The 19010-nt window shown below is 32.4% G+C and carries 17 protein-coding genes; all 17 read right to left on the reverse strand.

Annotated features, from left to right (window positions below; translation table 11 throughout):
* Window positions 1-504 (reverse strand): hypothetical protein, encoded by a 504-nt coding sequence (locus tag MUN68_RS12390; protein ID WP_249995855.1) that lies wholly within the window; start codon window positions 502-504, stop codon window positions 1-3.
* Window positions 497-1153 carry a hypothetical protein gene (locus tag MUN68_RS12395; RefSeq protein WP_249995856.1) on the reverse strand — a complete coding sequence of 219 codons (657 nt, stop codon included), beginning with the start codon at window positions 1151-1153 and terminating at the stop codon, window positions 497-499. The genes MUN68_RS12390 and MUN68_RS12395 overlap by 8 nt, the downstream gene beginning before the upstream one ends.
* Window positions 1153-3045 (reverse strand): monovalent cation:proton antiporter-2 (CPA2) family protein, encoded by a 1893-nt coding sequence (locus tag MUN68_RS12400; RefSeq protein WP_249995857.1) that lies wholly within the window; start codon window positions 3043-3045, stop codon window positions 1153-1155. The genes MUN68_RS12395 and MUN68_RS12400 overlap by 1 nt, the downstream gene beginning before the upstream one ends.
* Window positions 3046-3048: 3 nt before the next feature.
* The gene (gene kefF, locus MUN68_RS12405) at window positions 3049-3645 is read right to left on the reverse strand and encodes a glutathione-regulated potassium-efflux system oxidoreductase KefF (protein WP_249995858.1); all 597 of its coding nucleotides are present in this window, start codon (window positions 3643-3645) and stop codon (window positions 3049-3051) included.
* Window positions 3646-3675: 30 nt separating this feature from the next.
* Window positions 3676-4296, reverse strand: coding sequence for a MarC family protein (locus tag MUN68_RS12410; RefSeq protein WP_249995859.1), 621 nt, complete (start codon window positions 4294-4296; stop codon window positions 3676-3678).
* Between the two features lie 14 nt (window positions 4297-4310).
* Window positions 4311-4916 carry a TetR/AcrR family transcriptional regulator gene (locus MUN68_RS12415; protein ID WP_249995860.1) on the reverse strand — a complete coding sequence of 202 codons (606 nt, stop codon included), beginning with the start codon at window positions 4914-4916 and terminating at the stop codon, window positions 4311-4313.
* An 11-nt stretch (window positions 4917-4927) separates the two neighbouring features.
* A complete protein-coding gene (locus tag MUN68_RS12420) occupies window positions 4928-6346 on the reverse strand; it encodes an efflux transporter outer membrane subunit (protein ID WP_249995861.1) in 1419 nt (472 codons plus the stop codon).
* 4 nt (window positions 6347-6350) lie between these two features.
* Window positions 6351-9488 (reverse strand): efflux RND transporter permease subunit, encoded by a 3138-nt coding sequence (locus tag MUN68_RS12425; RefSeq protein ID WP_249995862.1) that lies wholly within the window; start codon window positions 9486-9488, stop codon window positions 6351-6353.
* A 22-nt stretch (window positions 9489-9510) separates the two neighbouring features.
* A complete protein-coding gene (locus MUN68_RS12430; protein ID WP_249995863.1) occupies window positions 9511-10641 on the reverse strand; it encodes an efflux RND transporter periplasmic adaptor subunit in 1131 nt (376 codons plus the stop codon).
* 11 nt (window positions 10642-10652) lie between these two features.
* Entirely contained in the window at window positions 10653-11153 is a 501-nt protein-coding gene (locus tag MUN68_RS12435; RefSeq protein ID WP_249995864.1) for a GbsR/MarR family transcriptional regulator, read from the reverse strand.
* A gap of 236 nt (window positions 11154-11389) precedes the next feature.
* Window positions 11390-12199 (reverse strand): SDR family NAD(P)-dependent oxidoreductase, encoded by an 810-nt coding sequence (locus MUN68_RS12440; RefSeq protein WP_249995865.1) that lies wholly within the window; start codon window positions 12197-12199, stop codon window positions 11390-11392.
* Window positions 12200-12368: 169 nt separating this feature from the next.
* Complete coding sequence (locus tag MUN68_RS12445) at window positions 12369-13331, reverse strand: 2OG-Fe(II) oxygenase family protein (protein WP_249995866.1); 963 nt, start codon at window positions 13329-13331, stop codon at window positions 12369-12371.
* Between the two features lie 13 nt (window positions 13332-13344).
* Window positions 13345-14190 (reverse strand): enoyl-CoA hydratase/isomerase family protein, encoded by an 846-nt coding sequence (locus MUN68_RS12450; RefSeq protein WP_249995867.1) that lies wholly within the window; start codon window positions 14188-14190, stop codon window positions 13345-13347.
* A gap of 124 nt (window positions 14191-14314) precedes the next feature.
* A complete protein-coding gene (locus MUN68_RS12455) occupies window positions 14315-15178 on the reverse strand; it encodes a helix-turn-helix domain-containing protein (protein WP_249995868.1) in 864 nt (287 codons plus the stop codon).
* Between the two features lie 173 nt (window positions 15179-15351).
* Window positions 15352-16905: a DEAD/DEAH box helicase gene (locus MUN68_RS12460; RefSeq protein WP_249995869.1), complete on the reverse strand. Its 1554-nt coding sequence runs from the start codon at window positions 16903-16905 to the stop codon at window positions 15352-15354.
* 155 nt (window positions 16906-17060) lie between these two features.
* Window positions 17061-18167, reverse strand: coding sequence for a major royal jelly family protein (locus MUN68_RS12465; protein WP_249995870.1), 1107 nt, complete (start codon window positions 18165-18167; stop codon window positions 17061-17063).
* Window positions 18168-18169: 2 nt separating this feature from the next.
* Window positions 18170-19000 (reverse strand): DUF4437 domain-containing protein, encoded by an 831-nt coding sequence (locus MUN68_RS12470; protein ID WP_249995871.1) that lies wholly within the window; start codon window positions 18998-19000, stop codon window positions 18170-18172.
* Window positions 19001-19010: the final 10 nt, after the last annotated feature.

Below are 19010 nucleotides of genomic sequence, written 5' to 3' on the forward strand. Positions count from 1 at the left end.
CTAACTGTTTTCTACAATTTTTATTTCATCATCAGTTAAACCATATAACTCATACACCATAGCATCAATTTCTTTATCTGTTTGGTTAATTTGGCTTTGTAAGCCTTGTGCTTTCTTCTTGTTTTCTTCAAAGAGGTCTAACCACTCAAACTCATCTTTTTTTGTTAATGGCTCTATCTCTTTTAAACTACCTTTTACTCGTTCCTTATTTAAATTCTTAATACCTTTATTTAACTCATTTATAAAATCTCCAAACTCTAATTCATGCCAATTTTTCAGCTTATTAGATAGTTTAGTAAATTGAAATTTCTCGCAAATAAATTTTTGAAATTTGTGCTTTATTTCGTTAAAACCTTTTATCAAATCTATAATTACATAACAAAAATCTATCATCAACTTTTCTTCCTCAGCACCTAAAGTTGGCAATGGTAATTTTTCAAAAGCCGTCTTAGTAAAGTTAGTATTAGACTCTCCAAAATATATATTATAAAAATAACTAATCAATGTTTAATTTTTCAGCATAAAAACCTGCATTTCTACTTTTACTAAAGTTGGCTTCAAGTAACGACTTGAAACATATAAATGTGTTTAATTTTTCTGAACGCTTCAAATGAAACGTTTGATATTGCTTTAATCGTTCTAACTTTGAAAAGATAATGGTATGTAAGGCATCATAAGTTTTATCTTGATTGTAATTTTCTTTTGAATTAGAATATTCTTCATAAAATAACCTTATATATTTCTCTACATTTGAATCTTCAGGTACTTGAATAATAGGTGAAAATAATTGTGCGTTGAATAACCTATCGATTTCATTTTTAGGCAATGTATTCAATTGTTTTTTCAAATATGCTTCAGTGAATAATATGATAAACCCCTTTAATTCTGGTGTAAATTGAAATCCATTAATTTGACCTTTAGAAATATGGATTATAGTATTTTTTTTCACTGGATGCCAGACAAAATCCACCAAGTGTTTACTCTCACCTGCTGTATAAAATACAATCATATTGAAAGCAACTTGATGCGCTTTTTCAGGATTATGATCTGCATCATTTTTACGTACAGCGAGACTTTCAATCGTTAATATTTCTATTCCATTATTATCTGGTTTCTTAGAATCAAATACTATATGCGGAATATCTTTAGACATTACTTTTTGCTGTTTGAGTTTTCTAAAGCTTTTCTCAAGTGATCACTATCCCAATGCTTATCAAAGTCTACAATACCACGTTTAAAATCTTCATCTAAGAATTTTTCTTGTTGTTCTAGTTCACGCTTTGCTTTAAATATATAATTATCATCGCGATTAGGCTCAGAAGCTAAACGTCTTAAACTATCTTCATCATACTTTTTAAAATTTTGAATTTGTCTATTTAACGTATATTTTCTGAAGCCCATTTTACTCAATACATCTCTAGCTAAAACCAATGATGTATCTAATGATTCTCTATAGATGTTTTCATGCCCAAGATTTAATAACTCATAAGCGTCGTATCTGTTTTTTGTACGAATCATAAGCTCTACATGAGGATATTTTTCTTTTACTATTTTACTAATTGCTTTTGAAACGCCAATTTTATTAGTCGCACAAATAATTATTTTAGCTTCTGAAATTCCTGCAGATTCTAATAAATCTAAACGAGTGGCATCACCATAATAGACTTCAAAACCCATTTTCCTAAGGAAATCGACACGATTAGAATCATGATCTAAAATGGTTGCTTCAACACCATGTGAACGTAAAAAACGACCAATCGTACTTCCAAAGTGACCAAAACCAACAAGTATTATTTTTTGAGATTTTGCGATATGATCCATTGGACGTTGTATAGATTCTTTGGTTCCAATTTTAGGAAGAACTACGCGCTCATTAAACATTCCTATAATTGGTGTTAACGACATAGATAAAGCTGTAATTACAAGCATCATATCCATTTGTTCTTGATTTAGAATATTAAGTCCGAATGCAAATGAGAGCAACACAAAAGCAAATTCACCAATTTGTGCTAAACTGAACGTAAGTAGTAACTTCTGGTCTAATTTTAATTTAAAAACATATCCAGTAACAAACAAGACGAGTGCTTTTAAAACAATAATAGCAATCAATAATCCTCCAATCGTTAACGGACTTTTAGATATAACGATAAAGTTAATAGAAGCGCCAACTGCCATAAAAAACAATCCTAAAAGCAGGTTTTTAAATGGTTCTAAAGTACTTTCCAGTTCATGTTTAAATTCACTATTTGAGAGGACTACTCCTCCTAAAAAAGCACCTAAGGCTGGACTGATTCCTACATATTCCATCAAAAAAGAAATTCCGAATACAATTAACAAAGCAGCTGCAATTAGTAATTCTCTAACACCAGTTTTTGCTACCTTTCTAAGCATTGGCACTATTAAGTAACGTCCTGCCACAATGATTAAAACAACTGATAAAATAATAGCTAAGGTTTGAAAACCCATTGGAAGACTTTCTAATAAATTAGTATGCTCACCATGATTTTCAGTAGACGCATTAGTTTCAGAATTAGCTAACAGCGGAATAAAACCCAACATGAAAATCACAATAATATCTTGAAACAATAAAATGGAAAATGAAGAGGCTCCAAAGGTGGTGTTCATCAAACCTTTTTCTTTAATGGTTTGCATTGCGATTGCTGTAGATGATAATGCAACAGCCATAGAAATCACCAATGCAACTTTCCAATCAAAACCTAATGCAGCAAACAAAATGTAGGAAAGTAATATCGTTCCTCCTACTTGAATTCCTCCCATGCCAACTATGGTTTTTCGCATGTTCCAGAAGTTTTTTGGTTCAATTTCTAATCCGATTAAAAACAACATCATTACAACTCCAAATTCTGCAAAATGTAAAATATCTTCACCTTCTTCTCCTATAAAACCTAAAACATAAGGGCCAATCAAAACTCCAGCCAGCAAATAGCCAATCACAGAACTCAATCCTAATCGCTTGGCAATAGAAACACAAATAATGGCTCCAGCTAAAAACACTATGGCTTCAAAAAGTATGCTTCCAGTCATAGTTTAAGAGGTTTCAAGTTGCGGAATATCATTCAAAAACGATTTAGTTTCAAAATCATTAATGGTCAAACCTGTTTGCAATACATCGATTAGCTTTCCGTAGTTAATTTTATAATCATTTAATGCTTCATCATTTAGGTTGTGTGTTCCCATAACTGCGAAAGGAGGAAAGTAATCCATGCCACATAAAATTGCTGTTTGTTCAAATGGTCTTAAAAATTGTCTTATTGTAAAACTGTTATAACCTTCTGAACAATAGACTTCTTTAGAACCTCCTGTTGTTATTACATTTAAACAAGTTTTATTCTGCAAAGCTGTACCTTCTGGACCATAAGCCCAATTAAATTCTAACACCATATCAATCCACTGCTTCATTAAAGGCGGACAACTATACCAATACAATGGATGATGCCAAATGATGATATCATGTTGATTTAGTAATTCTTTTTCAGCAGTAACATCAATATGAAAATCTGGATATTGCTCGTATAAATCGTGAATAGTCACATTTGCTTTGTCTTTAATATGGTTAATTAAAGTCAAGTTTACTCTAGACTTTTCAAATTTAGGATGTGAAAATAGAATTAGAATTTTTTTCATTTTATGCTAACTGTAATTTTTATCTGATGCTTATGAAATAAGATTAAATGAAATTTTAATGCCTTGAATTATCATACCTGTACCAATAATAGCTATAATTAATCCCATAATTTTTCCAATTACTGAAATCACATTATTACCAACGACTTTAACAATTAAATCACTTGCTCTAAAAGTTAAATAGGTTAGTAAACTCATTGATCCAAAAATAAGAATTACTAAAATGATATGTATGGTTTCAACATTAGACACAAAATTCATTGCAGTAACAATGGTTCCTGGACCCGCTAAAATTGGAATCGCTAATGGTGAAACTGCAATATTCTCATCAACATGAACATCATTTAAGCTTTTAACATTCGATGTTTTTGATTGCAGCATATCAAAACCAATAAAAAAGATTAAAATACCTCCTGTAATTTTAAATGCAGGAATGCTAATATTAAACAATTCAAATATATACTTACCTAAAAGCACAAAAACGGTTACAATGATGAAAGCAATAAAATTTGCTCTTTTATTAATGTCTTTTTTAGTTTTTTCATCAGCACCTTGCGTTAATGATAAAAATACAGTCATATTTGATATAGGATTAGTGATAGCAAAAAAGGCTGTAAACACAGTAATTGAAAATGTAATTAGGTTATCCATTTATTGTTGATTTTTTAAGATAATACTCCATCAAAATAAGAATTAGTGTAGTTGACTGTAATTATTCCATTTAAGTTAAAGATAACTAAATGTTTAAATAGTTCTTCTTTCGAGTAGATTTCGAATAGGTTATTCTTCTTAAAAACTAGGTTATCAATTCTAAAAAAATATATTTTAACAACTAAGTTTAAATTAACGTCTTGTTTAATATTACCTTCATTTTGAGCTTGTTTCAATAAACTATAAACAATCGTGTTAGCTAATTCTTCTGTAAAATCATCATATAATCGACTCGCTTTAGGATAGTATTTTTGTAAACTATAAAGAAAAGAGGGCTCAAAATATTTTAAATATTCAAACCCTCTCTGGTAAATTAATATGACACACAAAATAGGGTCTTTACCATTGCTATTAACCAACCTATTTATTTCTTCTCTATACTCATTTAATAAACTTTCAAGACTAGATGCAACTAAATCTTCCTTGTTATTAAAAAACGTATAAATTGTCTTTTTTGAAATCCCAAGCGTACTTGCTAAATCATCTAAAGTCACATGTTTACTTCCACATTGAGTAAACTTTGCAATAGAACACTTTAACAATTCTGCTTTAGTAATCATATCAAACTATTTTATCTCCATCCACCACCAAGTGCTTCATATAAATCTACTATAGACACTAATTGTTGTAATTGGCTATTTATAATATTAAGTTCTGCATTTAATACACTTTCTCTTGCTGTTAATAAATCTAAATAGTTAGCATAACCACTTTTTAGGAGTTCTTCGGAATTTGCTTCAGCAGTTCTTAAAGCTTCTACTTCATTTTTTCTGAACCCGTATTTTCTAGTTTCAGCTTCATAAGAAAATAAGGCATTAGACACCTCGCCTCCAGCAACTAATAACGTTTTCTTGAAATTTAATAAAGACCTTTCTTGATTTGCTAATGCGACTTCTTTTTGAGTTTTAAGCTTTCGCTGATTTAAAAGTGGTTGTGTTAAGCCTCCAACTAAATTAGCAAATAGAGAATTGGTATTAAACAAGTCGTCTAGTTGTAAACTTTGTAAACCTCCAGAAGCCGTTAATGTCAACGACGGATAAAAATTACTGTTAGCAACATTTGTCAATTCAAAAGATTGAATCAAACCATACTCAGCAGCCATAACATCTGGTCGATTACTAAGTAGTGTTGCAGGAACACCAAGTTTTATTTCTTGATCTATTTTCTGAACGTCTAACGTAGTTCTTTCAAAATTTTGAGGCGATTTACCTAGTAGGATACTTAGTGTGTTTTCAGTTTTAAAAATGGCAGTTTCAATATCTACTTGTAAAGCTTTCGCACTATTATATTGTGCAATATTTTGATCTACAGCGACCTGTGTTACTTGTCCTGCATCTTTTAGTGCTTTAATTGTCGTCACACTATTTTCTCTAGTAATGATAGTTTGTTTGGTGACTTCTAACTGCGCATCTAAAGCTAACAAATTGTAATAGGTATTTGCAATACTAGAGATCAACTGTGTTTTCACAGCCTGATGCCCAGCCACACTTTGCAAATAAGCCGCTTGAGTTGCTCTTTTATTACTTCTTATTTTTCTCCAAATATCTGCTTCCCAAGATAAATTTGCAGTAACATCGTAAGTATCTAAACCTCCACTAAATAAAGCACCGAACTGACTATTTTTTGAAAATTCTTGACGCGTATAATTAGGACCTACACTTAATGTTGGCATGAAACCTGCTTTACCTTGTTTTGCATAAGCTTCAGCAGCTATCATTTGCTGAATTGCGATACGAACGTCCATATTATTTTGCAGACCTTCTTCTATATACTGTTGAAGATACTGATCTGAAAATAAATTTTTCCAAGATACATCTGCGATAGAAACGCTATCTGTTGGTAAATTATCTGTTCTGTAAAGTGCTTCTGTTTCAGTTTCTAAATCTGGTCGAGCATAATCTTTTGCTACAAAACAACTTTGAAGTGTTAATGCAACAACCAACATCAATACACCTTTGCTAAAATTTCTATGTTTTATAATTGATTTCATCTTCTTATTTTTCAATAGTTTGTACTGTTGGTTTACTAGAAACTTTTTCTTGTAACCACTGAAATAATATAAATAGGATTGGTATTACGAATACTCCTAAAAGCGTACCAATAAGCATTCCTCCTGCTGCACCTGTTCCAATGGAATTGTTACCTTCAGATCCTACGCCTTTTGCTAATACTAAAGGCATTAATCCTAAAATAAAGGCGAATGATGTCATTAAAATCGGACGTAAACGTGCTTTCGCTCCATGGATTGCTGCGTCAACAATACTTTCACCATTTTTCCGTCTTTGCAATGCAAATTCTACAATAAGAATGGCATTTTTAGCGAGTAAACCAATAAGCATTATTAAGGCAATTTGGAAATAAATGTTATTTTCTAAGCCTAAGAATTTTGTACTTATATACGCTCCAAACACACCAAATGGTAATGATAATACGACTGCAAATGGTAATAAATAACTCTCATACTGTGCACTTAATAGGAAGTATACAAACAGAATACTTAATATAAATATAAATGTCGTTTGGTTTCCTGCATTCACCTCTTCACGAGTTAAACCAGAATATGCTACTGTATAGTTACTAGGTAATTTTGCAACTTCCTCTTCAATAACTCTAATTGCATCACCAGTACTAAATCCGTCATTTGTTGCTCCAGTTATTGATGTTGAATTAAATAAGTTGAAACGCGTTACAGATTGTGGACCATACACACGTTTTAAATTCACAAACTGCGTGATTGGAGTCATTTCTCCTGTTTCAGTTCTTACATACATGCTATTTAGTGCATTTTCATCAGCTCTATCTTCAGGTAAAGCTTGTATATAAACTCTAAACTGTTTTCCGAATCTAGAAAAATCAGAAGCATAAACACCTCCTATATACCCTTGTAATGTTGAAAAAATACTGCTTATCGAAACGCCTTTTTCTTTCGCTAAAGGCACATTAACTTCCATTTCATATTGCGGATAATTAGTGTTAAAAGCAGAGGTTGCATACTTAATTTCTGGGTGACTCATTAAAGCCATTGAGAAATCCTTATTTGCCTGATCTAAATCGGTAAACTCGCCTCCAAATTTATCTAACAAGTTAATCTCAAATCCAGATGAATTACCAAATCCTCGAATACTAGGAGGTGAAAAGAAAATAATATTAGCCTCAGGAATAGTCGCTGCGATACCAAATAATTTTCCTGTTATGGCTTGTGCAGAAACAGAAGGATCTTCACGCTCACTCCAATCTTCAAGCTTTATGATTCCAAAACCAAAGTTACTACCAGCACCACTAATTAAGCTTCGGCCTTTGATAAAGTTAACGCCAACAATACCTTCCATCCCTTCAACTTTATCGTAAAGTTTTCTTGCTACAGCATCTGTTCTATCTAAAGATGCTCCAGGTGGTAATTCGATATTAGCGAAAATAATTCCTCGATCTTCATTAGGCACAAAACCTGTTGGTGTTGTTGTTGAAGCCCAGTAAATACCGACAATAGCAATCAATAACAAAACAACCGATACAAATTTTCTTTTGTATAAAAACTGAAGTGATTTCCCGTAACGCTCTACAGTAGCATTAAATCCACGATTGAATACGATATAGAAACGCTTCAATGGGCTCTTTCCTTTTAGCTCTTCATCCTCTTTATGCTCTTTTAAAAGTAGAGCACATAATGCTGGACTTAAAGTCAAGGCATTTACTGCAGAAATAAGAATCGCAATAATTAACGTGACACCAAATTGTTCATAAAATACACCAGTTGGACCAGTTACGAATGTTACAGGAATAAACACAGCAGCCATTACCAACGTAATTGAAATAATAGCTCCAGAAATTTCATTCATGGCTGTTAATGTTGCTTTTTTAGGATTCTTTTCGCCATCATCCATTTTAGCATGAACCGCTTCCACAACAACAATAGCATCATCTACTACAATACCAATAGCTAATACTAATGCAAATAGTGTTAAGAGGTTAATTGAATAACCAAAAACATTCAGAAAAAAGAAAGTTCCAATAATGGATACAGGCACAGCAATTGCAGGTATTAATGTAGATCTAAAATCTTGTAAGAATAGAAATACCACTAAGAATACAAGTAGAAAAGCTTCCAATAAAGTTGTAATTACTTTGTCGATAGAGGCATTTAAAAACAAACTCGTATCATAAGGTACAAAAATGTTTAATCCGTCAGGAAGTTCTTTTTCTACAGACGCTAATGTGGTTTTGATGTTTTCAATAATTTCCTGAGCATTAGAACCTTTGGTTTGAAAGATTCCCATAAATACAGCTGGATGACCTAAACTCATTGCATTAGAGGAATAGGATTGTGCATCTAATTCAATCGTAGAAACATCTTTCAAACGTAAAAATTCTCCGTTTCCTAAGGCTTTAATAACAATGTCACTGTATTGTGCTTCGTCTTTAAAACGACCACTATAAGTTAAGGTATATGAAAAGGATTCTCCGTTATTTTCACCTAAAGATCCAGCTGCTGCTTCTAAATTTTGCTCCGCTAAAGCTGCCGAAATATCTGAAGGAATTAAATTATAAGCTGCTAATTTTTCAGGATTTAACCAGATACGCATCGCATAATCTTGTTGTGAGAATACACTAACATCTCCAACACCACTAATACGTTGCATTGCAGGAATAACGTTAATTTTTAAGTAATTCTGAATAAACGTAGCATCGTAATCTTCGCTATCAGAATACATAGATATAAACATTAGCGCACTAGTTTCTTGCTTTTGTGTTGTTACACCAGTTTGAATCACCTCTTGAGGTAATAATGGGTTTGCTCTAGCGACACGGTTTTGCACATTTACAGCAGCAATATCTGCATCAATTTCTTGATCAAAATATACTGTGATTTCTGCTGTACCATTGTTTGATGCTGTAGAAGTGATGTATGTCATTCCTTCGACACCATTAATTTGTTCCTCAATAGGAATGATTACACTTTCTAAAACGGTCTCTGCATTTGCTCCAGTATAATTTGCTGTCACCTTAATTGTTGGTGGTGCAATATCTGGATATTCCTCTATAGGTAAGCTACTTATACTGATAACACCTAGCAAAACTATGATAATAGAGATTACTGTCGAAAGCACTGGTCTTTCAATAAATGTTTTTAACATGATTAAAATTTTGTTAGTTTATCTAGTTTCTGAATAAAGTGGCTACAGGTTTTATAGCGTCATCAAAAGAGGTGTCTTGAGGTGAAATTGCCATTCCGTTTCTAAGTTTTCCAATTCCAGATACTATAATTTTATCGTTAGGATTTAATCCAGATTCAATAACGTAGAGATTATCTACAGTACCTTTTACTTTTACTATTGAAGTTTCAACTTTGTTGTTCTCACCAAGTTTAAATAACATGATATTACCTTGTTGCTCAAAGGTTGCAGATTGAGGTACAACTATTGCGTCTTTATATTCTATAGGAAATCTTATTTTACCACTATTTCCATTAGTTAATATTTCATTTGGATTATCAAAAGCAGCTCTAATTTTAATAGTTCCAGTACTTTGGTTTATTTGACCAGTACTTGTTTGAATTCGCCCTTTTTCAGAATACAATTTACCATTAGCCAAAACTAAACTTAAATCTGGCGAATTTTTGATACGCTCTGCTTTAGTTTTTCCTTCAGATCTTTGCAAGTGATCAATATATTGTGCTTCATTAAAACTGAAAAAAGCATACACCTGACTAATCTCGCTTACTGTCGTAAGTGGAGTTACATCACTTGGACTGATTAAAGCGCCTTCTCTAAAATTAATTGAGCCAACGTAACCATCTATAGGACTTTTAATTGTTGCATAACCGATATTTGCTGTCACACCACTATAATTCGCTTTAGCTTGTTCTAAATTTGCTTTTGCTGTTTCTAGTTGAACTGCACTAATAATATTTTTTTCAACTAATGGTATCAACTTATTAACTTCTACTTGTGCAACATTTACAAGTGCTTTTGCTGCATCTGCATCTTGACTTAAAGATTGAGTTTCTAATTTAAATAATAGTTGACCTTTACTTACTTTTTGTCCTTCGTCAACATATACTTTTTCAACATATCCAGATGTTTTAGCTCTGACATCACTATTGACTATTCCTTCTATAGTTACTGGATATTCAGTATAACCAGTAACCGTTTTGCTTTGAATTTTAGTTATTGGGAAAGGTGCTGGTGGAGCTTCAGCAATGGTTTGTTTTTGTTCGCTGTTTCCACAACTTACAATAACTAAGAATACACTTAGTGCTATAATGGAATATAATTTATTTATTTTCATCTTTATTAATTTTAAATATCGAAATGGTTATCTGTTAGTTTTATTCTTAGTTCTTCTATTGAAGCTGTAGCTCCATCAATAAATTTTATGTAATCGTTGTGAAAATTTAAATCAAATTTCTCATCCTTATTTTCAATTTTTTCTTTGTTAATAGCGTCTTTATAGTTTTTAATTTCTATATGAAGTTCTCTAACTTCCTGCCATTCATGAATAATATTATCAATATGAAGAATCACTGAATCTTTATTGATTATAAAATACTTTTTACGATCACCTGTTTTAGTGAAATATTCAATTTTATTTAAATCTTGTAAATGATTAAGATGCGTTGAAATTGTACTTTTACTAGCACAAAGAATAGTTACCATTTCTTCAAAAGTGGTTCCTTTTTTTCCTGTTAGAATTATATAAGCCATTATACGAGCTGCAACTGGCGCTAACTTTTCTCTATTTTCTAAATGCACACCTAATTTTTCAACTAATCGCATTTTTTCTTTACAAATATTATCCATGACGTTTATTATTTACTATCAATTTCACAAGTCTAAACACAGCTAAACTAAAATCCTACACAAATATACATTCTAGTTCGGAACAAACCGAACTAATCGAAGTTAAAATGTTGTTAAACAAATAAACACAATTTTAACAACATGATTTTAACCGCATTAACTTTATGAAGACTATAAAAAAAGCCCTCAATAAAAATTGAAGACTTATTTAACTTTTAAATGATGATGAAAATAAATTACTGATTTACTAATTCTATAGTTAATTCTAATAAATTCGATATTTTAATTCCATCATAAGCATCTGGATGTGCTGAAGCAAAATGACCTATTGTTTCTCCTTTATCGTTATCAAAATATTGTCCTGTAGCGTCTTTATACGTATCAAAAGTTGCTAAATCGCATAAAATATTTACACCTTTTTCAGCTGGTGACCAATGTTGCCCATATGCTTCTTTAGCCATTTTTGTGTTTAATAAAGACCCTGGATTTACAGCAATAGTTGTAATATTTGGATGTTGTTTAGCAAAATTGAAACTCCACATCGTTAATGCTAATTTACTTTGCGCATAACTTTCACTTGCGTTTACCGTAGCATCTCCAGTTAACACACCTTTTCTAACCGTAGATTGTGCTGCCGAACTTAAATTCACAACTCTTGGATTGCTACCTTTTTCTAAAACTGGTAAAATGTTTTCAGTCAAAACAAAAGGTGCCAAATAATTTACAGTCATTCGAATATCTAAGCCATCTTTTGTTTTATTTGAAGGTGTTTTGAAAATCCCTGCATTATTGATTAAAATATCTAACCTAGGTACTTCATTTTTTATGTGCTCAGCAAATCGTTTTACAGCGTTTAAATCTGAAAAATCAGCTACAAACCCTTTTATATTCTCATTACTTGAAGCCTGTTTAATTTCAGCAATAACATTGTTTACTTTTACTTCACTTCTACCGTGAATAAAGACTGTATTGCCTTCTTTGGCTAGTTTTAAAGCGGTTAATTTTCCTATGCCGTCTGTGCTTCCAGTTATTAATATGGTTTTCATTTTTGTTGTATTTAGTATTATTAGTAGTGTCACTTCGAGTGATCCCAACTTTTTCGGGATTGTATCGAAAAGTATTTCTTAACATGTTCTCGATACTATTTTCTTTATGAAAATCACTCGAACTGACGTTTTGCTCTTATTTCAATTTATTCTAAAATTATTAATTAGTTTAAAATGGTGCAATGGTATCTTTAGGACCATCTGGCATACTCCAACGCTTACGAGCAGTAATATTTTCTGCTGAGATATCTTTAAATTCTTTATTATTAACATTACCATAGCTATTTGTACCACCTCTTGGTATTTGCATACGGTCTCCATATAGCCACACTACTAAATTACTGCGTTCTCCACTGGTAATTGGATGTGTAGCGTGTGGCACATTACCTCTGTGAAGTATTGCTTTTCCTGGTTCAAAAATAGTTTGCACAACTTTGCCTGTGGTTTGGTCATGGAAATCAACTTCAGAACCTGTAAATTCTTCATCAGGTAAGTTAATATTTATATTTAAGGTCGCTGCTGAAGCATCTGTGTGTGCATGCAAATCTTTGTCCTTTTCTGGGTTGTACTGAATAGAAAAACCAAATGTTTGGTTATCATAGCCATAAGTACCAAGTAATAAACGAGCAATCGGACGCATATAACGATCCATAATTTCATTGTAAAATACATGAAAATTAGGTGCAGCAAGGTGTCCTTCTGATCTTGAATCAAGCATCATTCCATATCGATTCAATTGTATACCATAAGGTGCACGTATAGGAATTCCAGAATGTACTGTAGCTTCTAAATACTTACGAAATTCCGCTAAGCGTTCAAGGTCAAAAAACTGTGCCGTGAACACTCCAGGAATAATTTCTTCCCATAAATCTGCTACAGCATTTTCTTTTTCTGGTTTTTCCCATGCGTCGTTAATCGCTTGTCGCAAACGTGGATCAAGTAAAGTTTCATCTGGAACTAGTAAATCTTCTTTCTTTTCAATTTCCCATTCTGCCCATGCGTCTTCAATTAAATTTCGGTTATTTTTCCAAAATTGTGAAACAGAAAGATCACGTTTTAGCGAAGCTTCACGAGATGGTTGTGTGAGTGCACGAGCTTGTTGGAGTGCATTTGTATTTGTCATTGTTTTCATAATTTATTTGTTTTTAATTTACTACTTGAATATCCATCACCATTTGTTCCCAATTATTTTGGTTTTCATGGTCAAATTGTGCACCATTATCATCTGCATATTGGAAACGTTTTACTGCTGGTGTTTTACTTGTAGCTTGGAATAATTGATACGCTTCTTCTTTTAAAGCTTCTTTAATTGGTATGTCTATAGATGCATAAACTGCACGCTTACAAGCAGCAATAGAATCTGCTGGAAATTTTGAAATACGTTCTGCTAAAGCATCTACATAAGTACCTATTTCATCTGCATCTAAGGCTTTGTTTATGGTTCCGAATGTTTCAGCTTCATCTGCATCCCAGTCTTTTGCTCCTAAAATAATTTCTAGAGCTTTACCTAATCCTGCTTGTCTAGCCATACGAGATGCGCCACCTCCACATGGTAAAATTCCCATAGCTACTTCCATTTGCATAAATTTTGCTTTTCCTCTTGCTGCAAAACGCATATCTAATGCCAATGCCATTTCATGTCCACCACCTCTTGCAAAACCTTCAATTTTTGCTATCGTTGCTTGCGGCACGTTGCTTAATCTTTCTAAAACAGCTTGTAAGTCTAATAATTGAATTTCGTTTCGAGGTACTGCTTCTGTAGATAAGTCTTTTAATAAATCGGTATCATAATGGCAAACCCAATATCCTGGATTTGAAGATTCAAAAACCACTACTTTTACACTTCTATCGCGTTCTAATCGTAAGCACAAACTGCTTAAATCGGCTAGCATTTCTTGTCCTTGTACGTTTACTGGTCCAAAGTTGATGTCTACGGTTAATATTGCTCCTTTTTGTTCTGCTGTAAATGTTTGAAAGTTCTTGTAGTTCATGATGTCGTATTTTAAATTGTTTTTTTGTGTGTATTAATTACACTACAAATTTAAAATAGACACCAAGGTTTTAATTGGTAGAAAACAAAGTGGTATTAGTAAAAAAAAAGGTTTCTTTATAAAATTATACTAAACTTGCTCTAAAAGCACTTAAACTAGTGCCTTTATAACTTTGAAATGTTTTGTTTAAATGGCTAGAATCTGTAAAACCGAGTTCTGCTGCAATTTCAGAATATTGAAAATCGGTATATTTTAAACGCGTTTCTACAAGTTTTAATTTATAGTTAATGATGTACTTTTTTAACGATACTTCGGTATGCTTTTTAAAATACTCACTAATGTAGTTATCTGCCATATGAAATTCTTCAGCTAAACTTTTAGTAGATAACAATTCAGAGTTATAAATATTAGAATGAATATAATTGATGATTTGCTGAATTTTAGACGATTTCACTTCTTTTATAGAATCTGAAGTATTTATAAATTGAATATTTCGAGCAATGAGATGCAAAATAACAGACAATGAATTTTGAATGATGAAGATATCGAAGGATTGCTTATTTAGATATTCTGTAGCAGTCATATTTACTAAAGCCACTAAATGTGATCTGTCTGCGTCAGTTTCAAACTGCATTTCACGAAGCTCGTGACTTTCACTGTTTAAGATTTCTTCTATTTTACGAAACCAATCATTTACTGGAAGATTTACATTTTGAGAATTATTATTTCTAAAAAAACTCTTTAAAAACTTTATAGCAACTGTAGACGTTGCAGTTTCTGGATTTAAGATATAAATATCATCTGGAATAAATACAAAGATGCTATTTGCAGCATATTTTACGGTTTTTCCATTGATTTTTATGGTTCCTGATCCTTCTTGGAAATATACGATTTCAAAAAAACGAATGGTTGTGTATTTGCAAAACTCGAAAAATGTTTGATTTTTGTATTGTGCAATCACAACATTTTCGATGATAGTTCTTGGCATGCTAATCTTTTTTTATAAAGTTACTGAATATTTAAAATAGAAGAAGCCACAATATGTCGTGGCTTCTTCCAGCTATTAATTAATAATAAGGGATTTAACTATTAATCAACCTATTTTTATCGAAATGAAACGTCTTCTAAAATAGGTTTAAATTTCTAGTTTATAAGACTCGGTTAATCTTCCGGAGGATGCCCATGAATTTGTTCAAAAACAGCATCAAAATGTTCACGAAGATAGGCATTAAGCTTTTTTTGATAATCCAGTTTTAGCCAACTTATAAAATTATGAGTGCTTTTACTTATACATTTACTATAAACTTGGATTCTATTATCAATGTCTTCTTTAAGTAATTTTGCCAACGCTAGAGCATCATACACATCTTCACTGTTTTCGATACAGATAAAGGCATGTTGTTCAATGGATTTTTCCAATACCACTTTAGAGGATTTTCCGGAAAAGGTAGCTTCCTTATATAAAGTTTTAATGTCTAAGTAAGTGTCTTTAGATTTTGAGAATTCTGACCGAACGTCCTCAGCCAACTCATGTTTAAAAGTACCTTCAATAGCTTCATCGTCCTTAATACGGTCTATGTAAAAATTAGGGGATTTAAAAATAGCCTCCCAGTCTAGATCTGCACCCCAAGGACCAAAACGATAGATATTATTACCAAGATCTATAACGGTAAATTTAGATTTGTTATTCAACACCCGAGACCCTCTACCAATCATTTGGTAATATAAAGTCAAGGACTTTGTAGCCCTGTTTAGGATAATGGTATCTATAGTGGGTTCATCAAAACCAGTCGTCAAAATACTTACAGATGTTAGTATCGCGTCTGGAGTTTCATGAAACCATTTTAAAATATATTGTCGTTGTTTTTTTGTCGCGGTGTTATCCAAATGCATAATGGGCAATCCTGCATTTTTAAAGGTATAGTATACCTGGATAGAGGTTTCTATACCATTGTTGAATATCAATGTTTTTTTTTCTTTGGAATGTGTCGTATAAGCTTCTAGTAATTTATTTAACATAGACGGACTCGTATACAGATCTGAAGAAGATTTAACCGTATAATCTCCATTAGAACCAACCTCCAAAGACGTCAGCCCCATATCATACTGGTAGGTTTCAGCTCTAGCAAGAAAGTCGTTTTCAATTAAATTCTCTATAGACTCCCCTGGAATTAGCTCTTCATAATTTCTATTCATGGGCAACTCCTTATTAGAACTTAAGGGTGTAGCAGTAACCCCAAGAATAAAAGAGTTTTCAAAAAATTTAAACAGTTTTGTAAAGGAATTATAATGGGCCTCATCTACAATAACCAATCCCACATCCGAGATATCCAATATACCGTCGTTAAGTCTATTATTTAGGGTTTCTACCATTGCTACATAACAACTATAACGTTCATGGTCATCTAAATTAGCTTTGCTATTGACTACTTTATTGACCACTCCAAAACTGGTGAGCATTTTAGAAGTCTGATTACAGAGCTCTACACGGTGTGTCATTACCAATACCTTCTTTGAGTGGTTTTTAAGGTATTGTCTAACGATTTCAGAGAAAATTACTGTCTTTCCGCCACCAGTAGGTAATTGATATAACAAGTGGAAATCCTCTCTTTCATTATCAAACTTTTCAAATATTTTATTTATGGCACCTTGTTGATAGTTATAAAGCTCTTTGTCTGTCTTCTTTTCTTGTATTTCAAATAAGGGTTCTTGCATGGATATTTTTTCTTGTTGTTTGCAAAGGTAAAACCTTCAATATGTTATTACCAATAAATTGAAAAGCTTTTCTAAACAATTGCCTACAATTTTAGTGAATGACATTCATTGCTAAGTATTCATCGTAGCGATTTCATGAAGTATTTTACTAGGTTTTATCTAAAAGAAACGCCTTCAACAAGTGGTTTAAACCTGAAAATGTAAAAAGGTTTTGTAGACTGATCTTTTCCGTTGTTAAAAACAGCGCCTTTATTTACCTGTGCTGCTGAAACATACATATAACCATCTACATGATTATAGCTTACACCATCTGGCCAAGCCATGTTTTTATCTGCTGTCATAGTTTTAACACTTCTATCTGTTGCTAATACTACAGCCACACTATTGGTTTCTAAAGCAGTTAAATAAATGTTTCCATCTACATCTATAGACATGCCGCCATTGTTAGGTTTATCTGAATAGGTTTCAATTTTGCTATCTAAATCTTCATCTGTAAATGCTTCGTTAACTAAATCAAGCGTTTTAATTCTGTAGATTTTTGTTCCGTTTAACGGTCCATAATAGATATATTCAAAATCTTTATCTGCTGTAATTCCGTCGTTCCCAACCAATAAATTCTTCCCGTTAACAGCTAAATGTTTGCCTTTAATAACGGTTGGTGCGTTTTCTGGTTTTGTAGTTCGCGTACCTTCTAAAATACGACGTGTTTTACCGGTTTTCATGTCTACAATAATGAACGCAGCTTTACTTCCATCGCCTCCATTACCAATACCTTCATCTGCTATAATAAAATAACCATGTTTGGTATCGACTACCATATCGTTAGGTTGTGCTATTTTTGGAACTGACGATTTTGGTAAGTAATAAATACGTTCTAATTGGTCGGTTTTAGTATTCCAACCAACAATTTTTGGCGTTACGTTATTACGTTGTGCCATATCAATCATCCAAATAATTCCGTTTTCGTCGTTGCGAATTCCTAAGACATTACTTAAATAATTATCGTCAGTATCTCTTGGTGTATTCCATGCTTTATTAGGAAACGGTTTGCTTTCTTTGGTTTTTGCATTCATAATCATCACGCGATTATTTGGTGCAAAAAAGGGATGATGACTGTACACTAAATCGCCAGTATTAGAAAACGTAATGTTGCCAACTGCTTGATCTGTGGTTGCAAAAGTTTCCGTTTCAGTCAATGTATTTTGTGAGTTTACAGTTATCACTGAAACGAATACTAGAATTATGAAACTTAAGTTTTTCATGATTATTTTACTTCAAATTCTCCGTTACTTCTAATATAAAGAACAGTTTCTTTTTCTGCTGAAATAATTGAAGTTGCGTTTTCCTCAGCACCAAAATAAGATGGCGCATTTAATTCCTTTTTACCTTCTTTTTTAGCAAACTGATGCGTTAATCCTCCAGAAATAACTACTGCTCTAAAATTCGGGCTCAAATTTTTGATTTCCCCACTGAAACCAGCTGGAAGTTTTAAAAGTGTTGCACGCAATTCATTGTCTTCATGGCTTCCCCATAAAAAAGCAGTTTCAACATTAGTCTTTTTAGAAATCCATTCGATATTGTTAGCATTTAGCCACACCATATTGGTTTTATCTACGTTAATTGGACGCTCACCATTATCAAAAGCTTCCGAAGTTGGTTTTACTAAATATGGACCTTCTTGAATATCTAAAAAAGCCATATTTTCATTATCATCAGCAGCTGTAATATGAGCCTCTCCTGCTGGTTGTTGCCAGTAAGAACCTGCTGGTAACCATTGTTTTTCGGCACTTTCGTCATCATTATGTAATAATCCTTTAATAACTATACCACGATATGTAATATTATGAATGTGTGGTGGCGAAGAAAATCCTTTTTTGAATTTCACTAAGAAACCTGCTGGTTCGTTTTTTGTACGATCTCCCCACAGTTTTCCAGCTGCTGGACTTTTATCGCCTCGTAACGGATTTAACCAGCCCCATTCTACTTTGTCTTGAGTTACTACTTCGTTTACAGACTTAATATCGTCTGTTGTTGGCGTCTGTGCATTTGCAAAAACACCTGCTACTAATGCTAATGCGATTAAAATATTTTTCATTTTAAAATTT

It is taken from the genome of Psychroserpens ponticola, from assembly GCF_023556315.2.
GTDB classification, from domain to species: Bacteria; Bacteroidota; Bacteroidia; order Flavobacteriales; family Flavobacteriaceae; genus Psychroserpens; species Psychroserpens ponticola.